This window comes from Ruegeria sp. N4, assembly GCF_056531425.1.
The window spans coordinates 455,784-479,824 of record NZ_JBQFLT010000001.1 but is presented as its reverse complement, the minus strand read 5'-3'; the positions used below and the strand labels follow the sequence as shown (position 1 = coordinate 479,824).

19 protein-coding genes and 1 tRNA gene are annotated in these 24,041 nt (G+C 60.3%); 15 read left to right on the top strand and 5 right to left on the bottom strand.

The genetic code is table 11. From position 1 onward, the window contains the following. Nucleotides 1–158: 158 nt before the first annotated feature. The 3 genes from ACR0LW_RS02365 (at nucleotide 159) to ACR0LW_RS02355 (ending at nucleotide 3,208) form a co-directional block, all read left to right on the top strand. A complete protein-coding gene (locus tag ACR0LW_RS02365; RefSeq protein ID WP_480881479.1) occupies nucleotides 159–1,019 on the top strand; it encodes a YihY/virulence factor BrkB family protein in 861 nt (286 codons plus the stop codon). Then, the gene (locus ACR0LW_RS02360; protein WP_480881478.1) at nucleotides 1,016–2,917 is read left to right on the top strand and encodes a cytochrome c3 family protein; all 1,902 of its coding nucleotides are present in this window, start codon (nucleotides 1,016–1,018) and stop codon (nucleotides 2,915–2,917) included. The genes ACR0LW_RS02365 and ACR0LW_RS02360 overlap by 4 nt, the downstream gene beginning before the upstream one ends. A 102-nt stretch (nucleotides 2,918–3,019) precedes the next feature. Continuing rightward, the gene (locus ACR0LW_RS02355; RefSeq protein ID WP_480881477.1) at nucleotides 3,020–3,208 is read left to right on the top strand and encodes a hypothetical protein; all 189 of its coding nucleotides are present in this window, start codon (nucleotides 3,020–3,022) and stop codon (nucleotides 3,206–3,208) included. Between the two features lie 2 nt (nucleotides 3,209–3,210). Here the strand turns inward: ACR0LW_RS02355 and ACR0LW_RS02350 are convergent, their stop codons facing one another. Further along, nucleotides 3,211–3,927 (bottom strand): RlmE family RNA methyltransferase, encoded by a 717-nt coding sequence (locus ACR0LW_RS02350; protein ID WP_480881476.1) that lies wholly within the window; start codon nucleotides 3,925–3,927, stop codon nucleotides 3,211–3,213. Further along, nucleotides 3,927–5,039 (bottom strand): Ppx/GppA phosphatase family protein, encoded by a 1,113-nt coding sequence (locus tag ACR0LW_RS02345; RefSeq protein ID WP_170518736.1) that lies wholly within the window; start codon nucleotides 5,037–5,039, stop codon nucleotides 3,927–3,929. The genes ACR0LW_RS02350 and ACR0LW_RS02345 overlap by 1 nt, the downstream gene beginning before the upstream one ends. A 181-nt stretch (nucleotides 5,040–5,220) precedes the next feature. On the opposite strand from ACR0LW_RS02345, the gene ACR0LW_RS02340 reads away from it, so the two are divergent. The 4 genes from ACR0LW_RS02340 to ACR0LW_RS02325 all read left to right on the top strand — a co-directional run bounded on the left by ACR0LW_RS02340 (nucleotide 5,221) and on the right by ACR0LW_RS02325 (nucleotide 9,674). After that, a complete protein-coding gene (locus ACR0LW_RS02340) occupies nucleotides 5,221–7,107 on the top strand; it encodes a PhoX family protein (protein ID WP_170621832.1) in 1,887 nt (628 codons plus the stop codon). A gap of 246 nt (nucleotides 7,108–7,353) precedes the next feature. Then, on the top strand, nucleotides 7,354–7,650 hold the full coding sequence (locus ACR0LW_RS02335; protein WP_170373668.1) for a virulence factor: 297 nt from the start codon (nucleotides 7,354–7,356) through the stop codon (nucleotides 7,648–7,650). A gap of 26 nt (nucleotides 7,651–7,676) precedes the next feature. Then, nucleotides 7,677–8,603 (top strand): methylenetetrahydrofolate reductase, encoded by a 927-nt coding sequence (locus ACR0LW_RS02330; RefSeq protein WP_480881475.1) that lies wholly within the window; start codon nucleotides 7,677–7,679, stop codon nucleotides 8,601–8,603. A gap of 9 nt (nucleotides 8,604–8,612) precedes the next feature. Then, a complete protein-coding gene (locus tag ACR0LW_RS02325; RefSeq protein ID WP_170450574.1) occupies nucleotides 8,613–9,674 on the top strand; it encodes a methyltetrahydrofolate cobalamin methyltransferase in 1,062 nt (353 codons plus the stop codon). Between the two features lie 53 nt (nucleotides 9,675–9,727). On the opposite strand, the gene ACR0LW_RS02320 is transcribed toward ACR0LW_RS02325, so the two are convergent. Continuing rightward, the gene (locus ACR0LW_RS02320) at nucleotides 9,728–10,264 is read right to left on the bottom strand and encodes a winged helix-turn-helix transcriptional regulator (RefSeq protein WP_480881474.1); all 537 of its coding nucleotides are present in this window, start codon (nucleotides 10,262–10,264) and stop codon (nucleotides 9,728–9,730) included. Nucleotides 10,265–10,304: 40 nt separating this feature from the next. On the opposite strand from ACR0LW_RS02320, the gene ACR0LW_RS02315 reads away from it, so the two are divergent. The 3 genes from ACR0LW_RS02315 (at nucleotide 10,305) to ACR0LW_RS02305 (ending at nucleotide 11,786) form a co-directional block, all read left to right on the top strand. Continuing rightward, nucleotides 10,305–10,682: a VOC family protein gene (locus tag ACR0LW_RS02315; RefSeq protein WP_480780610.1), complete on the top strand. Its 378-nt coding sequence runs from the start codon at nucleotides 10,305–10,307 to the stop codon at nucleotides 10,680–10,682. A 132-nt stretch (nucleotides 10,683–10,814) separates the two neighbouring features. Continuing rightward, nucleotides 10,815–11,642 carry a polyphosphate kinase 2 family protein gene (locus tag ACR0LW_RS02310; RefSeq protein ID WP_480881473.1) on the top strand — a complete coding sequence of 276 codons (828 nt, stop codon included), beginning with the start codon at nucleotides 10,815–10,817 and terminating at the stop codon, nucleotides 11,640–11,642. A 70-nt stretch (nucleotides 11,643–11,712) separates the two neighbouring features. Beyond that, a tRNA-Gly gene (locus ACR0LW_RS02305) sits at nucleotides 11,713–11,786 on the top strand. 104 nt (nucleotides 11,787–11,890) lie between these two features. Here the strand turns inward: ACR0LW_RS02305 and ACR0LW_RS02300 are convergent. Beyond that, nucleotides 11,891–13,939, bottom strand: coding sequence for an ASKHA domain-containing protein (locus ACR0LW_RS02300; RefSeq protein WP_170518715.1), 2,049 nt, complete (start codon nucleotides 13,937–13,939; stop codon nucleotides 11,891–11,893). 215 nt (nucleotides 13,940–14,154) lie between these two features. On the opposite strand from ACR0LW_RS02300, the gene guaB reads away from it, so the two are divergent. From guaB to ACR0LW_RS02285, 3 genes are all read left to right on the top strand, one after another. Continuing rightward, nucleotides 14,155–15,603, top strand: a complete 1,449-nt coding sequence (gene guaB, locus ACR0LW_RS02295) for an IMP dehydrogenase (RefSeq protein ID WP_480881472.1) — start codon at nucleotides 14,155–14,157, stop codon at nucleotides 15,601–15,603. Nucleotides 15,604–15,685: 82 nt separating this feature from the next. Continuing rightward, complete coding sequence (locus ACR0LW_RS02290; RefSeq protein ID WP_480881471.1) at nucleotides 15,686–16,843, top strand: RsmB/NOP family class I SAM-dependent RNA methyltransferase; 1,158 nt, start codon at nucleotides 15,686–15,688, stop codon at nucleotides 16,841–16,843. Nucleotides 16,844–16,954: 111 nt separating this feature from the next. Beyond that, nucleotides 16,955–19,246: a two-component system sensor histidine kinase NtrB gene (locus tag ACR0LW_RS02285; RefSeq protein WP_480881470.1), complete on the top strand. Its 2,292-nt coding sequence runs from the start codon at nucleotides 16,955–16,957 to the stop codon at nucleotides 19,244–19,246. A 91-nt stretch (nucleotides 19,247–19,337) separates the two neighbouring features. Here ACR0LW_RS02285 and ACR0LW_RS02280 read toward each other — a convergent pair whose 3' ends face one another. Continuing rightward, a complete protein-coding gene (locus tag ACR0LW_RS02280; protein WP_480881469.1) occupies nucleotides 19,338–19,931 on the bottom strand; it encodes a gamma-glutamyl kinase in 594 nt (197 codons plus the stop codon). A gap of 192 nt (nucleotides 19,932–20,123) precedes the next feature. Between ACR0LW_RS02280 and recA the strand changes: the two genes are divergently transcribed. Further along, entirely contained in the window at nucleotides 20,124–21,191 is a 1,068-nt protein-coding gene (gene recA, locus ACR0LW_RS02275; protein ID WP_170629954.1) for a recombinase RecA, read from the top strand. Nucleotides 21,192–21,368: 177 nt separating this feature from the next. Continuing rightward, the gene (alaS, locus tag ACR0LW_RS02270; RefSeq protein WP_480881468.1) at nucleotides 21,369–24,041 is read left to right on the top strand and encodes an alanine--tRNA ligase; all 2,673 of its coding nucleotides are present in this window, start codon (nucleotides 21,369–21,371) and stop codon (nucleotides 24,039–24,041) included.

Sequence of the window (24,041 nt, the reverse complement as noted above, 5' to 3'; positions counted from 1 at the left end):
AAACCTGAACTATGATAGGGCGGGCGCATGCAAAGCGTGTCGGGTTGTCCTGATCCTGCACAGCCGGGTAAGTTTATGCAATGCAGTCAGTTATTTATATATCGGGATTTACGACTTCCCGGGTTCTACCGGGGCTGCGGGCGGGCTAGGGTTTCAGAATGTCGCAACCATCGATTCTACTATCCGGCCGTCTGATCAAAGCGCTGTTTCTGGCGTTTCGGCGGTTCAGCGAGAAAAACGGCTTTGTCATGAGCAGCCATGTCGCCATGTCGATGATGATGGCGTTGTTTCCGTTTGTACTGTTCACCGTGGCGCTGGCAGGGACGTTGTCGCAAGGCTATGTGACGGACGAGTTGATCGACCTGATTTTCGGCGCATGGCCACAGGATGTGGCTGGTCCGATTGTGTCCGAACTGCGGGCGGTTCTTCAGGGGTCAAGCTCGGGCGTGATCACGATCGGCGGTTTGCTGGCGGTGTATTTTGCTTCGAACGGGGTGGCGGCGGTGCGGGCTGCGATGAATCAGGCCTATCACGACCGGGACAGCTGGCCGTTCTGGAAGACGAGGCTGCTGTGTATCGTTTTGGTCATTCTGGGCGGGGCCGCCATTCTGATCGTCGCTGCGGTCGAGGTCGTGCTGCCCGTCTACACAACGCTGGTGTCCAAGCATACGGACGTGGATGTCTCGACTTGGCTTTCGGTGGACCGGCTGCGCTGGACCTTTACCGTGGCCGTGCCGGTGGCGACCATACTGCTGGCGCATCTTGTTCTGCCGACGCGGCGCCACCGGGTGATGCAGATCCTTCCGGGCGTGGTGCTGACCCTGCTGCTGTTGGGCGGCGGCGGCTGGGCCTTTTCGATCTATATCGCCCAATTCGCCAGCTACAGCGCCACCTATGCCGGTCTGGCCGGGGCCATGGCCGCGCTGATCTTCCTGTACCTTTGCGCGGCGATCCTGATCCTGGGCGCGGAATATAACGGCGCGTTGATGGATCTGCATAGCGAGGATATCGGCGCATGAAGTGGTTCGTCTTTGCGATTCCAGTGTTGATATCCGGGATCGCCACCGCTCAGACCCCATCATATGTCGGATCCGAGCAATGCGCCGATTGTCATACCGAAGAAACAGCCGCCTGGGCCCAATCCCATCACGCATTGGCCTGGACCGGGGTTGAAGACGGGGCGCTGGTCGCGGATTTTGACGGCACGGTGTTCGAACATGACGGCATGTCGGTCCGTTTTGGCTATCGTGGTGCGACGCCTTATGCGGATGTGACCGAAAAAGATGGCGTAACGACCAGCTATGACGTGCATTCCGTCGTCGGGATCGAGCCTTTGCAGCAATATCTGTTCGAAACCGAACCCGGACGACTGCAGAGCTTTGATGTGGTCTGGGACACCGAAAACAAGCGTTGGTTCCACCTCTATCCCGATCAGGACCTGCCGCCGGATGACGGGCTGCATTGGACTGGGCCGTATAAGAATTGGAACGCACGCTGCGCCGAATGCCACGCGACGGGGTTCGAAAAGAACTATGACGTTCAAACCCGAGCCTATCAGTCCCGTCAGGTCGAAATCGGTGTCGGGTGCGAGGCCTGCCATGGTCCGGGCTCGGCGCATATCGACTGGGTTGGCGGGAAGTCGGTTGCGGAAGGATTAAGCGACACTGGCTTTTTGATGTCATGGGGCAGGGGCCAGACCGAGGCGGAAATCCAGCAATGCGCCGGGTGCCATTCCCGGCGCGAGGCGCATGAGCAAGGCAACCCTCTGCCCGGCACGCCCTATCACGATGCCTATAATCTGGCCCTGCTGCGGCCCGGAACCTATCACCCGGACGGGCAGATACTGGACGAGGTTTATGTCTACGGCTCGTTCCTGCAATCGAAGATGTATGCGCAGGGCGTTGGCTGTATGAACTGCCACGAACCCCATAGCGCCGAGCTGCGGGCCGATGGCAATGGCGTTTGCACGCAATGCCATTCCCCGGCGGGTAACCCCGATTTTCCGACTTTGGCGCGCAAGGAATACGACACGTCTGCGCATCACCACCACCCCGAGGACAGCGTGGGTGCGCAGTGCAAGACCTGTCATATGATCGAACGTGTCTATATGGGCGTCGATGGTCGCCGCGATCACAGTTTCCGCGTGCCGCGCCCGGATTTGGGGTTTGGGCAGGACGCCTGCACCGATTGCCATGAGGACAGGGATCAGCCTTGGGCGGCTGCCCGGATTGAAGAATGGTTCCCGAATTCATCGCATCGCGGCCCGCATTTCGGGTCGGCCTTTGCCCCGGCGATGGCGGGGCAGGCAGACAGCCCCGAAGGGTTGCTGGCCATTGCTCTCGACCCCGCACAGCCGGGCATCGTCCGGGCCACGGCAGCTTATCTTTTGCAACCGTTTGGCTCTGCAGACGTGGCAGAGGCGACAGTTGCGCTGCTGGCGGATGCCGACCCGCTAATACGGGCCAATGCGGTCGCCTTGCAGCGACAGGCATCCCTCGTCGAACAGGTGCAGCGGCTTGAGCCGCTTTTATCTGATCCGTTGCGCAATGTGCGTATATCGGCGGCGAAAGAGTTTCTGAACACTCCGCCCCAAGCCCTGAGATCGGATCAGCAGGCCCTGGCCGGGCAGGCGATGTCCGAATGGCAGGGCGCAATTGCCAACCGTCTGGATTTCCCCGAGACCCATATGGTGCTGGGCGGCATGGCCTTGACCTTCCGCAATGCACCTGCCGCCGAACGGGCGTTTCGCGAGGTTGTCACGCTTGATCCGCAACGGGCCGAGGCCTGGCCGATGCTGGTGCAACTGGCGCAGATCAACCGGGGGCCGGATGCCGCGCGTGAGGTCTTGATAGAAGGCCTAGGGCGCATCCCGGACGACCCAAACCTGCAAGAATTGTCCAGACAAATCGGGCCATAACATTGGCATCTGCCTGCCCGCATAGCGCCATTATCCCGGCAAATTCTGACGTTACCCCTTAGATCGAGGGTGTCGGCCTAAGGCGAAGTCAAAGGTGGCAATATGTCGGAGCATTCAAAGAAACTGCCCATTCCACGGGGGAAATGGGTCTCGCTTGACCAGCGGATCGCGCAGTTGCGCGAGCAAGAGCCGGTTGATCTGAACCACGGAGAGGGCCTGATGCTGCAAGGCATCGCAACCGCATCGCTGAGAGAACAGCGTTTGCCCGGCCAGATCTCGCTGGAAGATTAACGTCAGCCGCGAAACCCGGTTGCGACAACGAATTTTTCGGAACTGTCTGAACGCGATGCGGGTGGTTTGACGTTGGCAACCTTGTCGAATTTCTGCTTCAGCAGCTTCTGCAAATCGCCCTCGGCCCCTCCGGCCAGAACCTTGGCAACAAACGTGCCGCCTTCTTCCAACACATCGAACGCAAAGTAGGCAGCGGTTTCGCACAGCGCCATGATCCGCAAATGGTCGGTCTGTTTGTGACCCGAGGACGCAGCGGCCATGTCCGACATCACCACATCCGCCTTGCCGCCCAACCAGTCTTTGACCTTTTGATCGGCGTCATCTTCCATGAAATCCAGCACATGCGCTGTGGCTCCGGCCACCGGTTCAACCTCTTGCAGGTCAACGCCCAGAACCGTTCCGATCCGCTTGCCACTTTTCTCGCCCAGCGCGTTCACCCGTTTGACGGCCACTTGCAGCCAGCCGCCGGGCGCGCAGCCCAGATCAACCACACGGGCACCGGGCACCAGAAACCGAAATTTCTCGTCCAGTTCCAATATCTTGAACGCTGCGCGTCCGCGATAGCCCTCGGTCTGCGCGCGTTTCACATAGGGGTCATTCAACTGCCGCTCGAGCCAGCGGGTCGAGCTGAGCTTGCGCCCACGCGCAGTCTTCACCTTGACCTTCAGGTCGCGTTGCCCACGGCCTGAGGTGTTTTTGCCACTCGGTGTCTTCGCCATCAGAACGGTCCGTCTTCCAATACGCCGTCCGCACTCATCTGCGCATACAGCAGACCCTCGCGCAGCCCCCGGTCCGCCACGGAAAGGCGGTCGGTGGGCCAGCATCGAAGCAGCGCCTGCAAAATGGCCGAGCCGGACATGATCAGGGCCTGCCGGTCATCCCCGATCCGGGGGTCGCGGCGGCGCCCGTGAGGGCCGAGTTCTAAATACCCGCGTATGACTTTGTCAATCTGATCGCTGGTCATGCGCAGACCGTCCACTTTGGTCCGGTCATAGCGTTTCAGCCCAAGATGCGACGCCGCAACCGTGGTCACGGTGCCGCTGGTGCCGACGATCTGAAACCCCGCGCGGGCCTGTTCGTCTTTGTACGGGGCGAAATCGGCAAGATTTTCCTCGAAAAACCAGCTCATTAGTGCGAAGCGGGCCGAGTCATCCTCGACATCGTTGAACTGATCGCGCAGCGTGGCGACGCCCAAGGGAACGCTGATCCAGTCTACCACCTTGGCGGCGGGAAACGGGCTGTCGGCCGTGTGAAACCCATTGTGCAGGCGCATGATTGCCGCCGGACGGTCGCGGCGCGGAACCGAGGAAATGTCGATCCACACCAACTCGGTCGAGCCTCCGCCAATGTCGACGACCAGTAATTGCTCGGTCTTGGTCGAAACCAGCGGCGCGCAGGAAATGACAGCCAGACGCGCCTCTTCCTCGGGCTGGATGATCTCAAGCGTCAGGCCGGTTTCGCGCTTCACCTGACGGATGAAATCGCGCGAATTCTTGGCGCGGCGGCACGCTTCGGTGGCGACCAAACGCATGCGTTTGACCTTGTTGCGTTTCAGCTTTTGCTGACAGATGCGCAGCGCCTGAACGGTGCGCGACATCGAGGCCCGGGACAGCCGCCCGGTCCGTTCCAGACCCGCGCCCAACTGCACGGATTTGGAGAAACTGTCGACCACATGGAACCCGCTACCCTTGGGTTGGGCTATCAACATGCGGCAGCTATTTGTCCCCAGATCCAGCGCGGCATACAGCGCATCTGGATCGGGTCTTGCCGGCGCGGGGCTTTCGACCGCCTTCGGGAACGCGCCCGCACCTTTGGGACGCTTGGGCGCCATTCGTCACGCCCTCCGATTTTCGAGTTAATTTGACCCTAGGCGGGGGATCGCCGACGCGCAAGTGATTTCAATTTTGAATTTAACGTGAGTGTCACACAGCGTTCATACTGGAATGCGATCCCCGCGCGGGATCCCCGATACGGGATTCTCTACCAGCTTTCAGCCAGATACGGAGATTGCCATGAAAGACGAACGCACCCTGTCCTTTGATGAATACGATGAGGTCGTAAACCCACGTCCCGAAGAATGTGAATTTGATCGCGTGGTCGAACGCGCCTTGTCGCGTCGCGGATTTCTGGGCGGCGTTCTGGCCATGGGCAGCTTCACCGCCGTTGGCGGCGCGCTTATTCCTTCTGGCGCGCGCGCAGCGGCGGACCGGTTCTCGTTCGAGGCGATCCCTGTATCCACCGCAGACGACGTGATCGTACCGCCGGGCTACAAGGCCGAAGTCATGGTGCGTTGGGGCGATCCGCTGTGGTCTGATGCGCCCGAATTCGATCACGCGACCCGTGGGACGGCTGCCAGTCAGGAGCGCGCCTTTGGCGACAATACCGATGGTCAGGACGTGTTCTATCACGACGGGCACGTGTTGCTGGTGGTAAACAACGAATACACCAACCGCGACATTCTGTGGGGCAACAACCCCGATGCCAAAGCAGCCTCGGACGACGACGTCGCCAAGGGCATGATGGCCCACGGCGTGACCGTGGTTGAGATCGCCAACACCGACGGTACATGGGGCATCGTCAAGGACAGCCCGTATAACCGCCGCATCACGCCGCAGACCGATATGACGATCACCGGCCCCGCAGCTGCTCATGATTTGATGAAAACCGCTGCTGATCCGACCGGGACCACGTCGAAAGGCACCTGGAACAACTGCGGCAACGGTATGACCCCGTGGGGCACGTACCTGGCCTGCGAAGAGAACTTCAACGGCTACTTCTCGGCAGAAGACGAAAACCACGAGGTCAGCGCTGAGCTGAAGCGCTATGGTGTTTCGGCCAGCGACTGGGGCTATGGCTGGGCCAAGATCGACGACCGTTTTGATGTGTCGAAAAACCCCAACGAGCCGAACCGCGCCGGCTATGTGGTTGAGATCGACCCGACCGATCCGAACTCGACCCCGCGCAAACTGACCGCTTTGGGTCGGTTCAAGCATGAAAACGCCGAAGCGGTCGTTAACAATGACGGTCGTGTTGTCGTGTACATGGGCGATGATGAACGCGGCGAGTTCCTGTATCGCTTTGTCTCGGACGGCGTCTATGCCGCTGGCGTGGACACCAACGCCCTGCTGGAAAACGGCACCCTGTCGGTCGCCAAGTTCAATGACGACGGCACCGGTGAGTGGCTGGATCTGACGCCCGAGACAACGGGTCTGGCCTCGCAAGCCGAGATCAGCATCCACACCCGTCAGGCAGGCTCCGCCGTTGGCGCGACCACCATGGACCGCCCGGAATGGGTTGCTGCCAACCCGAACGTGGCCGAGGTGTATTGCTGTCTGACCAACAACAAGAACCGGGGCGTCAAACCGAATGCCGGGGGTGACGACACCTCGGTCAACGGTCCCAACCCGCGCGAGGCCAACAATTACGGCCAGATCGTGCGGTGGCGCCCGGACGGTGGCGATCACACTGCCTCGGGCTTTGCTTGGGATCTATATGTTCTGGCGGGTAACCCCAATGTGCATCAGGATGCCTATGGTGGCTCGGACAACGTCAACGCCGACAATATGTTTAACTCGCCCGATGGTCTGAAATTCGACAGCAACGGCCTGCTGTGGATCCAAACCGACGGCAACTATGGCAACGAAGGCGATTTCGAAGGGCAGGGCAACAACCAGATGCTGGCAGGTGACCCGGTCACCGGTGAAATCCGTCGCTTCCTGGTTGGTCCGAACGAATGCGAAATCACCGGCCTCAGCTGGTCTCCGGATCGTCGCACCATGTTCGTGGGCATCCAGCACCCGGGCGAGGACGGCAACAGCCACTGGCCGGAAGGGGGCGATGCAGTGCCGCGTTCGGCGATCATCGCGGTGACTCGCGAAGATGGCGGGCTGGTGGGTTAACCCCTCTGGACCCTTAAAAACATGCCCCGGACGCGGTTTCCCGTCCGGGGCTTTTTGGTTTTATGAAGCGGTTTCATAGTGAATTGAGGATTATGATATGCGCAATTGCAGGGGCACTGTGTAAAAGCCCGGTACACCACCCTGGGCAAAAACGTCGTTTGGAAAGCGTTGGGTGTCGAAAATCGACTGACCCGAGCCCAGATTGAAGTTTAGAACCGCCCCATCGGGTTAGGAGGAATCACAGCAATGCCTGACGTCACCATCGTTTACTGGCGCGACATTCCCGCTCAGGTCATCGTCGGCAAGGGCCGTCGTGGGGCCAAGCGGCAGTTAGAAGAACGGTTCGAGCAAGCCATCGACCGGGCTGCCATGAAGGTGAACGCCAAGGACAGTGATGCCTATCTGGCCGAATGGCGCAAGGCCGAGCCTTTCGCGGTTGAGGGCGACCCGTCCGAGATTGCCGAGGCGCAGGCCGTGCGTCTGGAAACGGAATACGATCAGGACCGCATCAAAGCGCTGATCGCCAATGACGGTTGGGCATGAGCCCGAGACAGCTATGGGAGGCCGCAATGGCTTTGCTGAACTTCAAGAAACGTGATGCGGTCGAAAACGGGCCGGTGAATCCGACCGTCGAAGCCTTCTTGCAGGGCTATTCGATCGAGGTGATGCCCCGCACCGCCGAAAAGGTCGAAGATTTCCGCGCGCTGCTGCCCGAAGGCACGCGCGTCTACATCGCCCATATCGAGGGCACGCCCATCGAAGACATGGTCAAGACCGCCAAGCGTATCGCGGCCGAGGGCTATCCGGTCATGCCGCACTTCCCGGCGCGTATCATCAAGGACGCGGCGACGCTGGAGAACTGGATCTCCATGTATCAGGGCGAAGCGGGCGTCGAGCAGGCGCTGCTGCTGGCTGGGGGCGTTGCCAATCCGCATGGTGATTTTGACAGCTCGATGCAGTTGCTGGAATCCGGTCTGTTCGACAAGGCGGGTTTCAAGCGCCTGCACGTCGCGGGTCACCCCGAGGGCAACAAGGACATCGACCCGGACGGCTCGACCAAAAATGTCGACGATGCGCTGCGCTGGAAACAGAAGTTCAGCGAAACCACCGACGCCGAAATGGCTCTGGCCACCCAGTTTGCGTTTGACGCCAAGCCGATCATCGCATGGGCCGACAGCCTGAAAGAGGCGGGGATCGACATCCCGGTCCATATCGGTATCGCAGGCCCGGCCAAGCTGCAGACGCTGATCAAGTTTGCCATCGCCTGCGGTGTTGGCCCCTCGCTGAAGGTTCTGCAGAAACGCGCCATGGACGTGTCCAAGCTGCTGCTGCCCTATGAGCCGAACGATGTGATCACCGAACTGGCCAACCACAAAGCGGCCAACCCGGATTTCAACATCACCAACGTCCACTTCTTCCCGCTGGGCGGGATCAAGACCAACGCCAACTGGGCGATCAATAACGGCGGCGCTTCGGCAAAGCCTGCAAACTCCTAAGGAACGGATATGACCCGTACAGTCGTAGAATCAAAAACAAAAACTGCCGTTCTGGGCTTTGACGAACCGTTCTGCGTGATCGGCGAGCGGATCAACCCCACAGGCCGCAAGAAACTGGCGGCTGAACTGGAAGCGGGCGACTTTTCGACCGTGGAAAAAGACGCGCTGGCACAGGTTGCGGCAGGCGCGACCGTGTTGGATATCAACGCAGGCGTTGTCTACAACTCGAACCCCAACCCGAACGAGACCGAACCACCGCTGATGCGCAAGATCGTCGAGCTGGTGCAGGGTCTGGTCGATGTCCCGCTGTGCATCGACTCGTCGGTTCCGGGTGCTTTGGAAGCCGGTCTTGAAGCGGCTGAGGGCCGCCCGCTGCTGAACTCGGTCACCGGCGAAGAAGAGCGTCTGGAACTGGTTCTGCCGTTGGTCAAAAAGTACAATGTGCCGGTTGTGGCGATCTCGAACGACGATACTGGCATCTCGGAAGACCCTGATGTGCGCTTTGACGTCGCTAAAAAGATCGTCGAACGGGCCGCCGATTTCGGCATTCCCGCACATGACATCGTGGTTGACCCGCTGGTCATGCCCATCGGAGCGATGGCAACCGCAGGCCAGCAGGTGTTCGCTCTGGTCCGTCGTCTGCGTGAGGAACTGGGTGTGAACACCACTTGCGGTGCGTCCAACATCTCATTCGGTCTGCCGAACCGTCACGGTATCAACAACGCCTTCCTGCCTATGGCAATGGGTGCTGGCATGACCTCGGCGATCATGAACCCGGTTGCATTGCCGGTGACGCAGAAAAAGATTGCCGAGAAGAAAGAGGCAGTCGCTGCCGCTGGTATCATCCTGCCCGAAGGCATGGATGATGAGACCTTCGTGCAGATGTTCGGTCTGGGTTCCACCCTGCCGCGCGCCGGTAAGGAAATGGAAGCCATCCGCGCCGCCAACCTGCTGACCAACAATGACCCCCACGGCGGCGAGTGGATCCGGTTCAACAAAGCGCCCGAAGCGCCCGGCGCCGAGGGCGAAGGCCGCGGACGCCGTGGAGGTGGCCGTCGCCGCCGCGCCTGATCCAAGAGTTATCGCAAATTTCAGAGGCCGGGCATTTGCCCGGCCTTTTTTCGTCAATGCCGAAGCCCGATGGCCCGGTTGATCTCGCCCCCGGTGTTCACTGCGCAATAGGTGGGGAAGGGTGCCCGAGCGGATAGATCGATATCCCGCTGGATCCACTCACGCTCTTCCAATTGATGCAGCGCGGATGACAGGGCGCGATCGGTGATCGAGGCCAGCGTTGTTTTCATGGTCGAAAAGCGCTGCGGGGTTTCCGTCAAGGCCAGTATCGGAACTGACCAACTGCGCCTCAGCAAGGTGAATTCGGTCTCATCAGGAACGGTCGCCACAATTCTGCTTGCGATCTCGGCGGCCTTCACGCCCTCTGCGGTCAATCTGAACTCGGGTCGCAGGGGGTGACCGTGACCCGGGTTTCTTTCCAACAGGCCCAACTGAAAAAGATGATCCAGACTGGCGGCAAAGGACGTCCGGCTTGCACTGGTCGCGGCAAGCAATGGGGCCTGACGGCCCGGAACCCCAGAATGCAGCGCTGCCAGAATGTTCAACGACCACGCCCTAGAGGTCAGCTTGACAAGTGTCGCAATGTCCATAAAGTATAGTTAATATAATTTCAGACATAAGGAAAGCGCAATGGCCCTGATTTCTCTGGACAACACGATTACGCTCGCAATCTCGGTTCGTGATCGTCATGCAAGCGCGGATTGGTATGGCGAAAAGCTTGGCTTCGAATTGATCCACCACATTGACGAAGCCGGTTGGAGCGAAATGCAAACCAAGACCCAAGGCGTGACCCTTGGATTGGGTGAGCAGGCAGAACCAGCGCCGGGCAACACCGTGCCGGTATTCGGCGTGGCCGACATTGCAGCGGCCCGAACTGCGCTGGAAGGGGCCGGAGTGCGGTTCGATGGCGAAACCGAAACCATTGAAGGCATGGTCAGCACCGCAACATTCTACGACCCGGACAACAATGCCCTGATGTTGGCGCAGGATTTGACCACAGCCGGATAAACACGTGTTTCAGAGGTAAGTCGGGAATACCCTCTGAGTGACCACCACACCTAACAGCCGCGCATTTCCTTGCAATATGGACCTGTTCCGGGAACAGTGACGACGGCGTCGGCACGTAAAAAGGTGGTCACTATGTCCAAACATCACCCCCCGAAACTCTCGGACGCGGATCTGACCAGCAAGTTGGGAAAGAAGGACTATTTCGACCAGTTGATCGATCTGCAGGCCAAGCTGGCCATTGTTCAGCAGGCGTTTCTGTTCCATGGCCTGAAAGGCGTGATCGTCTTTGAAGGCTGGGACGCGGCGGGTAAGGGCGGCACGATCCGACGGATCAGCCAGGCGCTGGACCCGCGCAGCTTCAAGGTCTGGCCCATTGGCGCGCCGCGGAATTATTACCTCAATCGCCACTACCTGTTGCGATTCTGGGAGCGTCTGCCGCCCTCGGGCGCAATCTCGGCCTTTGATCGCAGTTGGTACGGGCGCGTTCTGGTCGAACGGATCGAAAAATTGACGCCGGAACATCGCTGGCGCGCGGCTTATGACGAGATCAACGCCTTTGAACGGATGCTGACTGACGACGGCACACGGATCATCAAGCTGTTCTTCCACATCTCGCAGGATGAGCAGATGGAGCGATTCACCGAACGGCTCACAAATCCGTTGAAGCGCTGGAAACTGACCTACGAAGACTTTCGAAACCGCGAAAAATGGGCCGAGACAGAGGTGGCAGTGGACGAGATGCTGGCCCGCACCTCGACCCAGAACGCGGCCTGGCACGTGATACCGGCAAACAACAAAAAATATGCGCGTATCAGGGCGATGCAGGCTATTGTTGATGCATTTTCGAAGGATGTTGACCTGAACCCGCGCCATCTGGACAGCGAAACCCTGGATGCCGCGTGCGAGGCGCTTGATGTCGATGAGACGCTGATCGAAAGCCTGCGCGCGCGCACCGAGTGAGTTTTGAGGCGAGCCGGGTGACAATCCCGCTTGAACCCCGGTTCCCGGTGGTGCTATCCACTTCCACGCGGCGGGTATGATGTAATGGTAGCCTGTCAGCTTCCCAAGCTGAACGCGCGGGTTCGATTCCCGCTACCCGCTCCAGAGTTTTCCCCATCGGACCAAAATACTGCCGCCCGCTCGTACATTTGCGCGCGGAGTCGCGACCTGAAATTCGAAGCAGGTCGCGACTGTGGTCTTTTTTGGGCTTAACCCCGACGTCTGCGGCGACGGCCTCCGCCTGTTTCGGCGTCTGCGCCGCCCGTGTTAAAGCTGGGCGCGGGCAGGGTGACGACCTGACCGAGTTCCGGGAACGGGTCGGTTTTGTGCGGGATGGCGTTGGCGGCGACGAAATGGTCCTGAAACTTCGGCTCGATGGCGGTTTCGATCTTGGTGATCTCGCGCACGACCCGTTCGATCTCGGCGCGTGAGCCGATGTTGCAGAGCGCAATCCGTGCGCCGGTGCCAGCGGCGTTGCCCGCGCTTGTGACCTTGTCCAGCGGCGCGTCTGGGATCATGCCCAGAACCATCGCGTGTTTGGTCGAGATATGCGCGCCAAAGGCGCCCGCCAGAACGACGCGATCCACGCGGTCGACCTCCATCTCGTCCATCAGCAAGCGTGCACCGGCATAGAGCGCGGATTTGGCAAGTTGGATGGCGCGAATGTCGCCTTGGGTGACGGTGATGCGCGGGCCGCCTTCGGCGCTGGCGTCGTGGATAAGGTAAGCGTGGGTGCGGCCTTCGGGCACGCAGCGGGGGGTGCCGGTTTGTTCGGCCGACCCGATCAGCCCGCTTTCGTCCAGCAGCCCAGCAATTCGCATCTCGGCAACGGCTTCGATGATGCCGGACCCGCAGATGCCGGTGATGCCGGTGGTGGCGATGTCTTTGTCAAAGCCGTCCTCATCCGACCACTTGTCCGACCCGATGATGCGGAACCGGGGTTCTTTCGTCACTGGGTCAATCTCGATCCGTTCGATGGCACCGGGCGCGGCGCGCTGGCCGGAACTGATCTGAGCGCCCTCGAACGCAGGCCCGGTGGGCGAGGAACAGGCCAAAACGCGGCTGGTGTTGCCCAGCAGAATCTCGGCATTGGTGCCCACGTCGACGATCAGCACCAGATCCTCGGATTTGCCCGGCTCTTCCGACAGCGCCACGGCGGCGCAGTCCGCGCCCACATGGCCCGCGATGCAGGGCAGGATGTAGACCTGCGCGCGCGGGTTCATCGCGGTCAGGTCCATCTCGCGCGCGGGCAGGGACATGGATTCCGACGTCGCCAGCGCAAAGGGGGCCTGTCCCAGCTCGACCGGATCGAGGCCCAGCAGCAGGTGGTGCATGACCGGGTTGCAGACAAACACCGTCTCGACAATCAGCGCGGCGTCAATCCCGGCCTCCTCGGCGATCGAGGTGGTCAGGTCATTGATCGCCTCGCGCACGGCCCTGGTCATCTCGGCATCGCCGCCGGGGTTCATCATGGCGTAGGACACTCGGCTCATCAGGTCTTCGCCGAACCGGATTTGCGGGTTCATCAGGCCCGAGGACGCCTTGACCTCGCCCGTTTCCAGATCGGTCAAGTGGGCTGCGATTGTGGTCGAGCCGAGGTCAATGGCCAGACCGTACAACCCATGTTCGTGCAGACCGGGCCAGATCTCGACGATACGGCCCACCGTGTCCTTGTGGCCTTTGTGGACGGCGACCGTGACCTCCCATTTCCCTTTGCGTAGAACCGGTTGCAGCTTAGACATCAGCGACAGATCGGCGGTCACGGCGTCGATGTTCCACTGCTGGCGCAGGGCGCGTTCCAAGCGCTCCAGATCGCCGGTGGGGGAATGCATGTCGGGCTCTTCGACCACCACGAAATACAGGCGCGTCGCCGGGTCCATGGTGATGGCGCGCGCGGCGGCGGCCTTGCGGACGACCTGGCGGTGTACCTGGCTTTCGGGCGGGACGTCGATCACCACATCGCCCTGAACAGATGCCTGACAGCCCAGACGCCGACCGGGTTTCAAGCCGCGCTTGTCGTCGTAGCGCTGCTCAACCGCGTTCCATTCGCTTAGCGCGTCTTCGGATACGGTGACGCCATGCTTGGGAAACTCGCCATAGCTTGGCGTGATCTGGCATTTCGAACAGATACCGCGCCCGCCGCAGACCGAATCCAGATCGACGCCCAACTGGCGCGCTGCGGTCAGAATCGGGGTGCCGACGGGAAAGTGCCCGCGTTTGCCGGATGGGGTGAAGACGACAAGAGGGTCGGTGGTCATGAATGGCCTGCCTTTGTATTCGCGCGTATGCGGCGCAAGATATGAGTTTATGCGCAAAGGGAAAGGCCATTCAGCGGCAGGTTTTGATCAACCAGCGTCGTTTTGGGCGCGGCATTCCCCGACATTTGGCAACAACTTGGGGTCAGGGGCTTTTCCTTAGGGTTGATCCATGCAATAGGGTCACCGCCAAACGGGCTTTTGCATGGGGTGAACAGATGCAGATTCGTGAGGCGCTTACCTTTGATGACGTTCTCTTGGTGCCGGGGGCATCCTCGGTCTTGCCTGCAACGGCGGATACCGGCACGCGTGTGACGCGGCAGATCACCATGAACATCCCGCTGCTCAGCTCGGCCATGGACACGGTGACCGAGGCGCGCATGGCGATTGCGATGGCGCAGGCGGGTGGCATCGGGGTGATCCACAAGAACCTCTCGGTCGAGGAACAGGCCCGCGAAGTGCGCCGGGTCAAGCGGTTCGAATCGGGGATCGTCTACAACCCGGTCACGCTGCGCGCGGATCAGACGCTGGCTGACGCGCAGGCGCTGGTGCAGCGGTATAATTTCACCGGTTTTCCTGTGGTGGACGATCAGGGCCGTGTTGTTGGCATCGTGACCAACCGCGATATGCGCTTTGCGACCTCGGACGACACGCCGATCCACGCGATGATGACCTCGGACAATCTGGCGATGCTGCAAGAGCCTGCGGATCTGGAAGAGGCCAAAAGCCTGATGCGCGCTCGCCGGATCGAGAAACTTCTGGTTGTCGATGGTGAAGGCAAGCTGACCGGACTGTTGACGCTGAAAGACACCGAACAGGCGGTCCTGAACCCAACTGCCTGTAAAGACACCCTTGGACGTCTGCGCGTCGCGGCAGCAACCTCGGTTGGCGATGCCGGATTTGAACGGTCCGAGTTGCTGGTCGATTCGGGTGTGGACATCATTGTTGTTGACACCGCGCACGGCCATTCGCAAGGCGTTCTGGATGCTGTGAAACGGGCCAAGACCCTGTCGAATGAGGTTCAGATCATCGCAGGCAATGTGGCCACGGCGGATGCGACCAAGGCCCTGATTGATGCGGGCGCGGATGCAATCAAGGTTGGCATTGGTCCGGGCTCGATCTGCACCACCCGGATGGTGGCTGGGGTCGGTGTGCCGCAGCTGACCGCGATTATGGATTGTGCGGCGGCTGCCGGGGACGTTCCGGTGATTGCCGATGGCGGCATCAAGTTCTCGGGCGATTTCGCAAAGGCGATTGCGGCGGGCGCGTCCTGCGCCATGGTTGGTTCGATGATCGCAGGGACAGACGAAAGCCCGGGCGAGGTGATCCTGTATCAGGGACGCTCGTTCAAATCCTATCGCGGCATGGGCAGTCTGGGCGCGATGGCGCGCGGGTCTGCGGACCGGTATTTCCAGAAGGACGCCGCCAATGACAAGCTGGTGCCTGAAGGGATCGAGGGGCAGGTGCCCTACAAAGGCTCGGCCAGCGCGGTTGTTCACCAATTGGTCGGCGGTCTGCGGGCGGCCATGGGCTATACCGGCTGTGGCACGGTTGAAGAGATGCGCAAGAACTGCAATTTCGTAAAAATTACGGGGGCCGGTTTGAAGGAAAGCCATGTGCATGACGTTCAGATCACGCGTGAAAGCCCGAACTACAGGGTGATGTGATCCGGTATTTGGATGCAGACGGCACCCTTTAGCGGGTGCCGTTTTGCATTTGCGCCGCGCGTAACAGGAAACGGAATAGGCAATGACACCTGCAGCCCGCGTTCAGGCCTCGATTGAAATTCTGGATCAGATTTTGGATGGCGCGCCGGTTGAAAAGGCCTTGACCGGCTGGGCCCGGCGCAGCCGGTTTGCCGGGTCAAAAGATCGCGCGGCGGTTCGGGATCATGTATTTGATGCCCTGCGCTGCAAGCGGTCCTTTGCCGCGCTTGGCGGCGCATGCACCGGGCGCGGGCTGATGATCGGGGCGATCCGTGCAAAAGATGGCGATGTGGACACCCTGTTCACCGGCGACCGGCATGCCCCTGCACCTGTTCAATCCTCCGAGACTGCGCGCGCGTTCACGACGGAAGCGGAACGTTTTGACATCCCAGAGTGGCTCTGGCCTCGGTTCTCGGCTTCGCTTGGAGATGGCGCCATAGCGGCGGCTGAGGCTTTGCAAAACAGGGCGCCGGTGCATCTGCGGGTGAACCTTCTTAAGGCCGACTTGTCCCTTGTCACGGAACGCCTGAAGGCCGACGGTATCACCGCTCAACCGCTGGGGATCTGCCCAACGGCTTTGGAGGTAACCGAGGGCGCGCGCAAGATTGCGCAGAGCCGGGCCTATCTCGACGGTCTGGTCGAGCTGCAGGACGCCGCCAGCCAGGCGGTCGTCGCGGCGCTGGACTTGCGACCGGGCCTGCGGGTTCTGGATTATTGCACCGGCGGTGGTGGGAAGGCTTTGGCCTTGGCCGCGCATCAAGGGGTCGAGGTCTTTGCGCATGACGTGAATGCCGCGCGGATGCGCGACTTGCCCAACCGGGCCGAACGCGCCGGGGCCAAGGTGACGTTGGTGACGTCAGACGAGTTGGCCCGACACCAGCCGTTTGACATCGTTCTGGCCGACGCGCCGTGTTCAGGCAGTGGCTCATGGCGGCGCGCGCCTGCGGGTAAATGGGCGCTCACCGAGACGCGATTGCAAGAACTGACCCGCATTCAGGCGGATATTCTGGTCACGATTGCGCCTTTGGTCCGGGACGGTGGCGTACTGGCTTACGCGACCTGTTCGATGTTGGATAGCGAGAACGCAGACGTTGTTGACGCGTTCCTGAATGCAAACCCGGAATGGCGTGAACAGCTACGCAAATCGTGGCGAGTGGCGCACGGAACGGACGGATTCTTTACGGCACAATTGACGCGGTAGCGCGTCACCGAATAGCAACCTTGGGTAGAAGCCCGTTGTTCGATTTTCGTTAAGCGGGAATTAACCAAATTGGGGTCGAAATACCCCAACGCCCAATTGACCGAACCGTTCATGTCCGACGCTGCCGAGTTTTTTCCCGATCCGCCCGACCAGAAATCACCGCCCGCGTGGCGCGCGGGCTCTTTGGCTGTTGTAGCGCTTGTTCTGACCTTGGCGCCGATGTCCGGTCTTTTATCCTCGGACTGGATGTATGGCTTGTGGGTGTCGGGTGGGTCCTTGCTGGTCGTCGTGCTGGGCGTCGTCGCAAAGACGATGCTGGCAAATCGCTCGGCGCAACAGATGGCGTCGATCATGGCGGCCTTTGCGCAGCAAGACTCGTGTCCATGCCTGATCGCGAACGCGCATGGCGACATCCTTATCGCGAACGCACAGGCCCAAAAAAGGTTTCAAGCCGATCCGGGTGCAGGCCTGGCCAGATGTTTGCGATCGGTCTTTGCCAATCCCGCCGCGATTCTGCTGCGCCTTCAATCTCAGGCGCAGTCTCAGGGGCGCGCGCATGAGGATATTGTCACCCATGACGCAACCATCCCGGTTTCTGTTTTCGGGCTTGGAAACGGCCTGTTTTGCTGGCGGTTTCATCTCAATGACGGCGGTCCGTGGACGGATCTGTCCCTGCCTGTTCTGACCGAGGGGCGAAACGGCGTGGTGCTGGACCTTAACGCCGCCGCCGAACGTCTTTTGGGATTTCGGCCCGAAACAATGGACCAGTTTCTGCCGGATAGCCTTGGGCCCGAAGGCGGAATTCGGCAACTCACAACACAAAACGGCACGACGCCTGCCGCCGTGACACAACTGTCGCGCTCGGGTATTGGGCGCAATCTGGCGCTGGTGCCTTTGGCCGAGACACCAAGCCATGGGGTCGGAACATGCTTTGCCGATCTGCCTGTTCCGATCATGTGCCTGCTGCCGGACGGAACGATTCAGGAAGCCAACCGTCTTGCGCTGAAACTGCTGGGCGGAAGCCATCTGAACCACACCAACATTAGCCACATCATGCAGGGGCTGGGCCATCCGATCCTCGAATGGTTGGAAAGGACCGCGGCCGGAGAAGACACGCAGCGGTCCGAATTCCTGCGCCTCACCCGCGATGACAAAGAGATTTTCGTGCAGGTGACGCTGAGGCGGGTGATCGATGACGGGCAGGTCTGCCTGATTGCCGTTCTGAACGATGCGACCGAGCTCAAGACCCTTGAGGCCCAGTTTGTGCAGGGGCAGAAGATGCAGGCCGTCGGGCAGTTGGCCGGTGGCGTCGCGCATGATTTCAACAATTTGCTCACCGCCATCTCGGGCCATTGCGATTTGCTGTTGCTGCGCCATGACCACAACGACCCCGACTATGCCGATCTCGTCCAGATCAATCAGAACGCCAACCGCGCCGCAGCCTTGGTCAGTCAGCTTCTGGCGTTTTCGCGAAAACAAACCCTGCGACCCGAGGTTTTGGACCTGCGCGACACAATCTCGGACCTGATCCATTTGCTGAACCGGCTTGTGGGGGAAAAGGTGCAGTTGACCCTCAGCCATGATCCGGTGCTGAAACCCGTGCGCGCCGATAAACGCCAATTGGAGCAGGTTCTGATGAACCTTGTGGTCAACGCCCGCGACGCCATGCCGGATGGGGGCGAGATTCGGATTGAGACCGAGGTGCTGGCCCTGACAGAACCCCTGCGCCGCGACCGTGCGAGTGTACCGCCGGGCGAATATGTGACTGTAAAGGTCAGCGACAGCGGCATCGGCATTCCCGCTGACAAACTGCAAAAGGTGTTCGAGCCGTTTTATACGACCAAACGAACGGGTGAGGGGACGGGGCTGGGCCTGTCCACCGTCTATGGCATCGTCAAGCAGACCGGCGGTTTCATTTTTGTCGACAGCGCGCCGGGGCGGGGAACCGATTTCACCGTGTTTCTGCCGGTCTGCACTTCGGCCTCGGCCCCGGAGGCGGTGGAAGAGGCACCACCGGTCGTCCAATTAGCGCGTCAGGGCGAAGGGGTTGTGCTGCTGGTGGAAGACGAAGCGCCGGTTCGCGCCTTTGCAACCCGGGCCTTGCGCCTGAAAGGCTATACGGTGCTCGAGGCGGAATCCGCCGAGGATGCCCTGCGCCTTCTGGAAGACCCTGACCTGATCGTGGACGTCTTTGTCACCGATGTGGTCATGCCGGGTATGGATGGGCCGACCTGGGTGGGCAAGGCGTTAGAATCCCGGCCTGATGCGCGGGTGGTCTTTGTGTCGGGCTACACCGAAGGCGCATTCGGGGATTCAGGGCCACAGATCGCCAACTCGACCTTCTTGCCCAAGCCGTTTTCACTGAACCAACTGACCGAGGCCGTGCATCAGCAGCTTGCCTAGAGCGTGCGACCTTTGACCTGAATTGTCCTGCGACACGAATGGCCCGCGAGCGCCGTAGGGTATTCGCGTCTCAGATTTAAGGTTGCACGCTTCAAAGGGCGGCGTCATGGGTTGCGAATTCCTCGGCGTGTTTGCTGCGGAACTTTCGTTCGGTCTCGGCTGACAGGGTCAGGTCGCCCGGCGGGGATACATTCTCGCGTGGCAGAGAGATGTCCATCTGCAACCGGTCCTGCAAAAAGCTCAGGATCTTGTCCTGATGTTCGTATTTGAAGATATGGGTCGCACCGACCCCGTTGTTTCTGGTCCGAAAAAACTGGCTTTGGCTGCCCACATCCGCAAACCCGGGGCGCGGGTTCTGCATATAGGCGCGAACATACTCATCAAAGCTCAGATCGCGGGTCGAATGGGGATGGCCGATCCGATCCTCGCGGCTGCGAAAGCGGTACCAACTGCCCAGCCAGTCAATCGGTTCGCGCACGACGGCCATGATTTCCATCTCGGTGTCGTACATCTTTCGGTACATGTTCTGAAAAAACCGATCAAACCGGCGCACCGGCGCGTGTTTCAACTCGGGCGGGCCGGTCACAACCAGATCGGCCCGCGCACCCAACGCGGTGTGGTAAGCCGTGCTGCCAGTCTTGGGGACAGATAAAAACGCAAGGCGTTCTTTATAGAAAACAAGCATTTATCGGCCCCGAACTGTATTTCACCATGATGGCAGAGTGTCGTAAACGACTCTTTAACACAATTGCCCAAAAGTAAGTTCTGTAAGTTTTAGTTGAAATGTTCTCTTTTTGGTCCCATAAGGAACAAGAGGCGAACAAAGCAGCGATTGCCGCCCGGCAAAGGGTGTGACAAAAGGGAAGGCGACAGGACAATGGCGGATCTTCTGACGATGAGCGACAAGAAAAACGCGGATAAGCAAAAGGCGCTCGACAGTGCGCTGGCCCAGATCGAACGGCAGTTCGGCAAAGGCTCGATCATGAAGCTGGGCGAGGATGCCAAACAGGATATCGACGCAAGTTCGACCGGATCGCTGGGTCTGGACATCGCGCTGGGAATCGGCGGTCTGCCGATGGGCCGGATTGTTGAGATTTACGGGCCGGAAAGCTCGGGTAAAACGACGCTGACGCTGCATTGTATTGCCGAACAGCAGAAACGTGGCGGTGTCTGCGCCTTTGTCGACGCGGAACATGCGCTGGATCCGCAATATGCCCGCAAACTGGGCGTCGATCTGGATGAGCTGCTGATCTCGCAGCCCGATACCGGCGAACAGGCGCTTGAGATTACCGATACGCTGGTGCGTTCGGGGGCTGTGAACATGGTCGTGGTCGACTCGGTGGCGGCGCTGACGCCGAAATCTGAGTTGGAAGGCGATATGGGCGACAGCAACGTGGGCGTTCAGGCCCGCTTGATGAGTCAGGCGATGCGCAAGCTGACCGGTTCGATCAGCCGCTCGAACTGTATGGTGATTTTCATCAACCAGATCAGGATGAAAATCGGTGTCATGTTCGGCAGCCCGGAGACCACCACCGGCGGCAATGCGCTGAAATTCTACAGCTCGGTCCGTCTGGACATCCGCCGCATCGGTGCGATCAAGGACCGCGACGAGGTGGTCGGCAACCAGACCCGCGTGAAGGTTGTGAAGAACAAGGTGGCCCCGCCGTTCAAGCAGGTGGAATTCGACATCATGTATGGCGAAGGCATCAGCAAAATGGGTGAGTTGCTGGATCTGGGCGTCAAGGCTGGCGTGGTCGAGAAATCGGGCTCGTGGTTCAGCTATGGCGACGAACGGATCGGGCAGGGGCGCGAGAATGCCAAGCAATACCTGCGCGACAATTCCCGCATCGCGCTGGAGATTGAGGATAAGATTCGCGCAGCCCACGGTCTGGATTTCGACATGCCGCCCGGCGCTGCCGAGGATGACGACATCCTCGAAGCGTAAAGGACGCTGACGGGAACAGCAGAAATCCCCCGGCACCCCGATGGTGCTGAGAATACTGGGAACAGGGCGGTCCATCGGGGCCGTCTTGTTTCGTTTGGAACGGCTATGCTGTGGACACTCCCCGGACGCGGCGGTAAACCTGCGCAAACGAGTATGATTTCGCGCTGAGAGAGCCTGATGCCCACGCTGAACGATATCCGATCGACCTTTCTGAACTACTTCGCCAAGCAGGGGCACGAGGTGGTCGCGTCCAGCCCATTGGTGCCGCGCAACGACCCGACGCTGATGTTTGTGAACTCGGGCATGGTGCAGTTCAAGAACCTGTTCACGGGCGTTGAAACCCGCGACTACCAGCGCGCCACCACGGCGCAGAAATGTGTGCGTGCGGGCGGTAAGCACAACGATCTGGACAATGTGGGCTACACCGCGCGACACCATACTTTCTTCGAGATGTTGGGGAATTTCTCGTTCGGCGACTATTTCAAACCCGAGGCGATTCCTTTCGCGTGGGAGCTGATCACCAAGGAATTCGGTATTGACAAGAACCGTTTATTGACAACGGTTTATCACACCGATGACGAAGCGTTCGAGATCTGGAAAAAGGTCGGCGTGCCCGAGGATCGGATCATCCGCATCGCCACCAGCGACAATTTCTGGCAGATGGGCCCGACCGGCCCCTGCGGCCCGTGCACCGAGATTTTCTATGACCATGGCGATCACATCTGGGGCGGCCCTCCGGGATCGGCCGAGGAAGATGGCGACCGGTTCATTGAAATCTGGAACATCGTTTTCATGCAGAACGAGCAGTTCGAGGACGGCTCGATGGTGGAACTCGACATGCAGTCGATCGACACCGGCATGGGGCTGGAGCGGATCGGTGCATTGCTGCAGGGCAGCCATGACAACTACGACACTGACCTGTTCAAAACGCTGATCGAGGCGTCGGCGGATGCAACCGGCGTCGACCCCTATGGCGACCAGAACGTGCACCACCGGGTGATTGCGGATCACCTGCGCTCGACCTCATTCCTGATCGCGGATGGGGTGATGCCATCCAATGACGGTCGCGGCTACGTGCTGCGCCGGATCATGCGCCGCGCGATGCGCCATGCGCATCTTCTGGGTGCAAAAGATCCGGTCATGCATCGTCTGGTTCCGACCCTGGTGCAATTGATGGGCGCGCAATATTCCGAACTTGGACAGGCGCAGCCGCTGATCGAAGAGACTCTGCTGCTTGAGGAAACCCGTTTCAAGCAGACATTGGATCGCGGCCTGAAACTGCTGGATGATGAAGTTGCAGGCCTGCCCGAAGGTGCGGCTTTGCCCGGCGATGCGGCGTTCAAGCTGTATGACACATATGGGTTCCCGCTGGACCTGACGCAGGATGCGCTGCGCGAAAAAGGCCGAACCGTCGATATCGATGGGTTCGACGAAGCCATGGCCGAACAAAAGGCCAAGGCCCGTGCCGCGTGGGCGGGTTCGGGCGAAGCAGCGGATCAGGCCGTTTGGTTCGACGTGCTGGACAGCGCGGGGGCCACGGACTTCCTGGGTTACGATACCGAGAAAGCCGAAGGTCAGGTTGCCGCGCTGATCGTCGATGGCGCTTTGGTCGACAAGATCGAGCAGGGCAACAGCGGCTGGGTCGTGGTGAACCAGACGCCGTTTTACGGCGAGGCCGGCGGTCAGGTTGGCGACACGGGTGAAATTCGACGGCTGGAGGAGCGCGATGATGTTTCGCGCGTCGAAGACACAAAGAAATTCGCAGACGGGAAGGTCTATGCGCACAAAGTAACCGTGGATCACGGCGCTTTGTCCAAGGGCGACGCGGTTGAGTTGGAGGTTGATCACGCGCGCCGTTCGGCGATCCGTGGCAATCACTCGGCGACGCATTTGCTGCACGAGGCCTTGCGCGAAACACTGGGTGATCACGTGGCGCAGCGTGGGTCGTTGAATGCATCCGACCGCCTGCGGTTCGATTTCAGCCACTCCAAAGCGCTGACGCTGGACGAAATCCAAAAGGTTGAACGCGAGGTGAATGATTTCATCCGCCAGAACTCGACCGTCGAGACCCGGATCATGACCCCGGATGACGCGCGGGGGCTGGGTGCGCAGGCCCTGTTTGGTGAGAAATACGGCGACGAAGTGCGCGTTGTGTCGATGGGCAAGGCGCCGACCGGTAAGGGACAGGATGGTGAGACCTGGTCGATTGAACTGTGCGGCGGTACGCATGTGCGCCAAACCGGCGACATCGGAACCTTTGTTGTTCTGGGCGACAGCGCCAGCAGCGCCGGTGTCCGGCGGATCGAAGCGCTGACCGGGGATGAGGCGTTTCGCTATCTTTCGGCGCAGGATCATCGTCTGGCCCAGATCGCGACAGAGTTGAAAGCACAGCCGGATGATGTGGTCAGCCGTGTCAAATCCTTGCTGGACGAACGCAAGGCGCTTCAAAACGAGGTCGCTCAGCTGCGCCGTGACCTGGCCATGGCTGGCGGCGCGGGGCAGGGCAACGGGGCCGAGGCGCGCGAGGTCAATGGCATCAAGTTCCTGGCCCAGGCGCTGAGCGGTGTATCGGGCAAGGACCTGCCTGCGCTGATAGACGAACACAAAGCCCGTCTTGGCTCGGGCGCGGTATTGTTGATCGCGGATGCTGGTGGCAAGGCCGCCGTTGCGGCCGGTGTGACGTCGGACCTGACCGACACGGTTTCCGCGGTGGATCTGGTGAAGGCCGCTGTTGTGGAACTGGGCGGGAAAGGCGGCGGAGGCCGTCCCGATATGGCGCAGGGCGGGGGCAAAGATGCCTCCAACGCCGACGCGGCGATCAAGGCCGCCGAACAGGTATTAGGAGCGTAA

Excerpts from the sequence above, each read along its gene's own strand:
- ACR0LW_RS02340 (WP_170621832.1), top strand. The coding sequence starts at position 5,221 with ATGAAAGACGAACGCACCCTGTCCTTTGATGAATACGATGAGGTCGTA.
- recA (WP_170629954.1), top strand. The coding sequence starts at position 20,124 with ATGGCGGATCTTCTGACGATGAGCGACAAGAAAAACGCGGATAAGCAA.
- ACR0LW_RS02310 (WP_480881473.1), top strand. The coding sequence starts at position 10,815 with ATGTCCAAACATCACCCCCCGAAACTCTCGGACGCGGATCTGACCAGC.
- ACR0LW_RS02285 (WP_480881470.1), top strand. The coding sequence starts at position 16,955 with ATGTCCGACGCTGCCGAGTTTTTTCCCGATCCGCCCGACCAGAAATCA.
- ACR0LW_RS02280 (WP_480881469.1), bottom strand. The coding sequence starts at position 19,931 with ATGCTTGTTTTCTATAAAGAACGCCTTGCGTTTTTATCTGTCCCCAAG.
- ACR0LW_RS02325 (WP_170450574.1), top strand. The coding sequence starts at position 8,613 with ATGACCCGTACAGTCGTAGAATCAAAAACAAAAACTGCCGTTCTGGGC.
- ACR0LW_RS02360 (WP_480881478.1), top strand. The coding sequence starts at position 1,016 with ATGAAGTGGTTCGTCTTTGCGATTCCAGTGTTGATATCCGGGATCGCC.
- ACR0LW_RS02315 (WP_480780610.1), top strand. The coding sequence starts at position 10,305 with ATGGCCCTGATTTCTCTGGACAACACGATTACGCTCGCAATCTCGGTT.
- ACR0LW_RS02290 (WP_480881471.1), top strand. The coding sequence starts at position 15,686 with ATGACACCTGCAGCCCGCGTTCAGGCCTCGATTGAAATTCTGGATCAG.
- ACR0LW_RS02335 (WP_170373668.1), top strand. The coding sequence starts at position 7,354 with ATGCCTGACGTCACCATCGTTTACTGGCGCGACATTCCCGCTCAGGTC.
- ACR0LW_RS02365 (WP_480881479.1), top strand. The coding sequence starts at position 159 with ATGTCGCAACCATCGATTCTACTATCCGGCCGTCTGATCAAAGCGCTG.
- ACR0LW_RS02350 (WP_480881476.1), bottom strand. The coding sequence starts at position 3,927 with ATGGCGAAGACACCGAGTGGCAAAAACACCTCAGGCCGTGGGCAACGC.
- ACR0LW_RS02355 (WP_480881477.1), top strand. The coding sequence starts at position 3,020 with ATGTCGGAGCATTCAAAGAAACTGCCCATTCCACGGGGGAAATGGGTC.
- guaB (WP_480881472.1), top strand. The coding sequence starts at position 14,155 with ATGCAGATTCGTGAGGCGCTTACCTTTGATGACGTTCTCTTGGTGCCG.
- ACR0LW_RS02300 (WP_170518715.1), bottom strand. The coding sequence starts at position 13,939 with ATGACCACCGACCCTCTTGTCGTCTTCACCCCATCCGGCAAACGCGGG.
- alaS (WP_480881468.1), top strand. The coding sequence starts at position 21,369 with ATGCCCACGCTGAACGATATCCGATCGACCTTTCTGAACTACTTCGCC.
- ACR0LW_RS02345 (WP_170518736.1), bottom strand. The coding sequence starts at position 5,039 with ATGGCGCCCAAGCGTCCCAAAGGTGCGGGCGCGTTCCCGAAGGCGGTC.
- ACR0LW_RS02330 (WP_480881475.1), top strand. The coding sequence starts at position 7,677 with ATGGCTTTGCTGAACTTCAAGAAACGTGATGCGGTCGAAAACGGGCCG.
- ACR0LW_RS02320 (WP_480881474.1), bottom strand. The coding sequence starts at position 10,264 with ATGGACATTGCGACACTTGTCAAGCTGACCTCTAGGGCGTGGTCGTTG.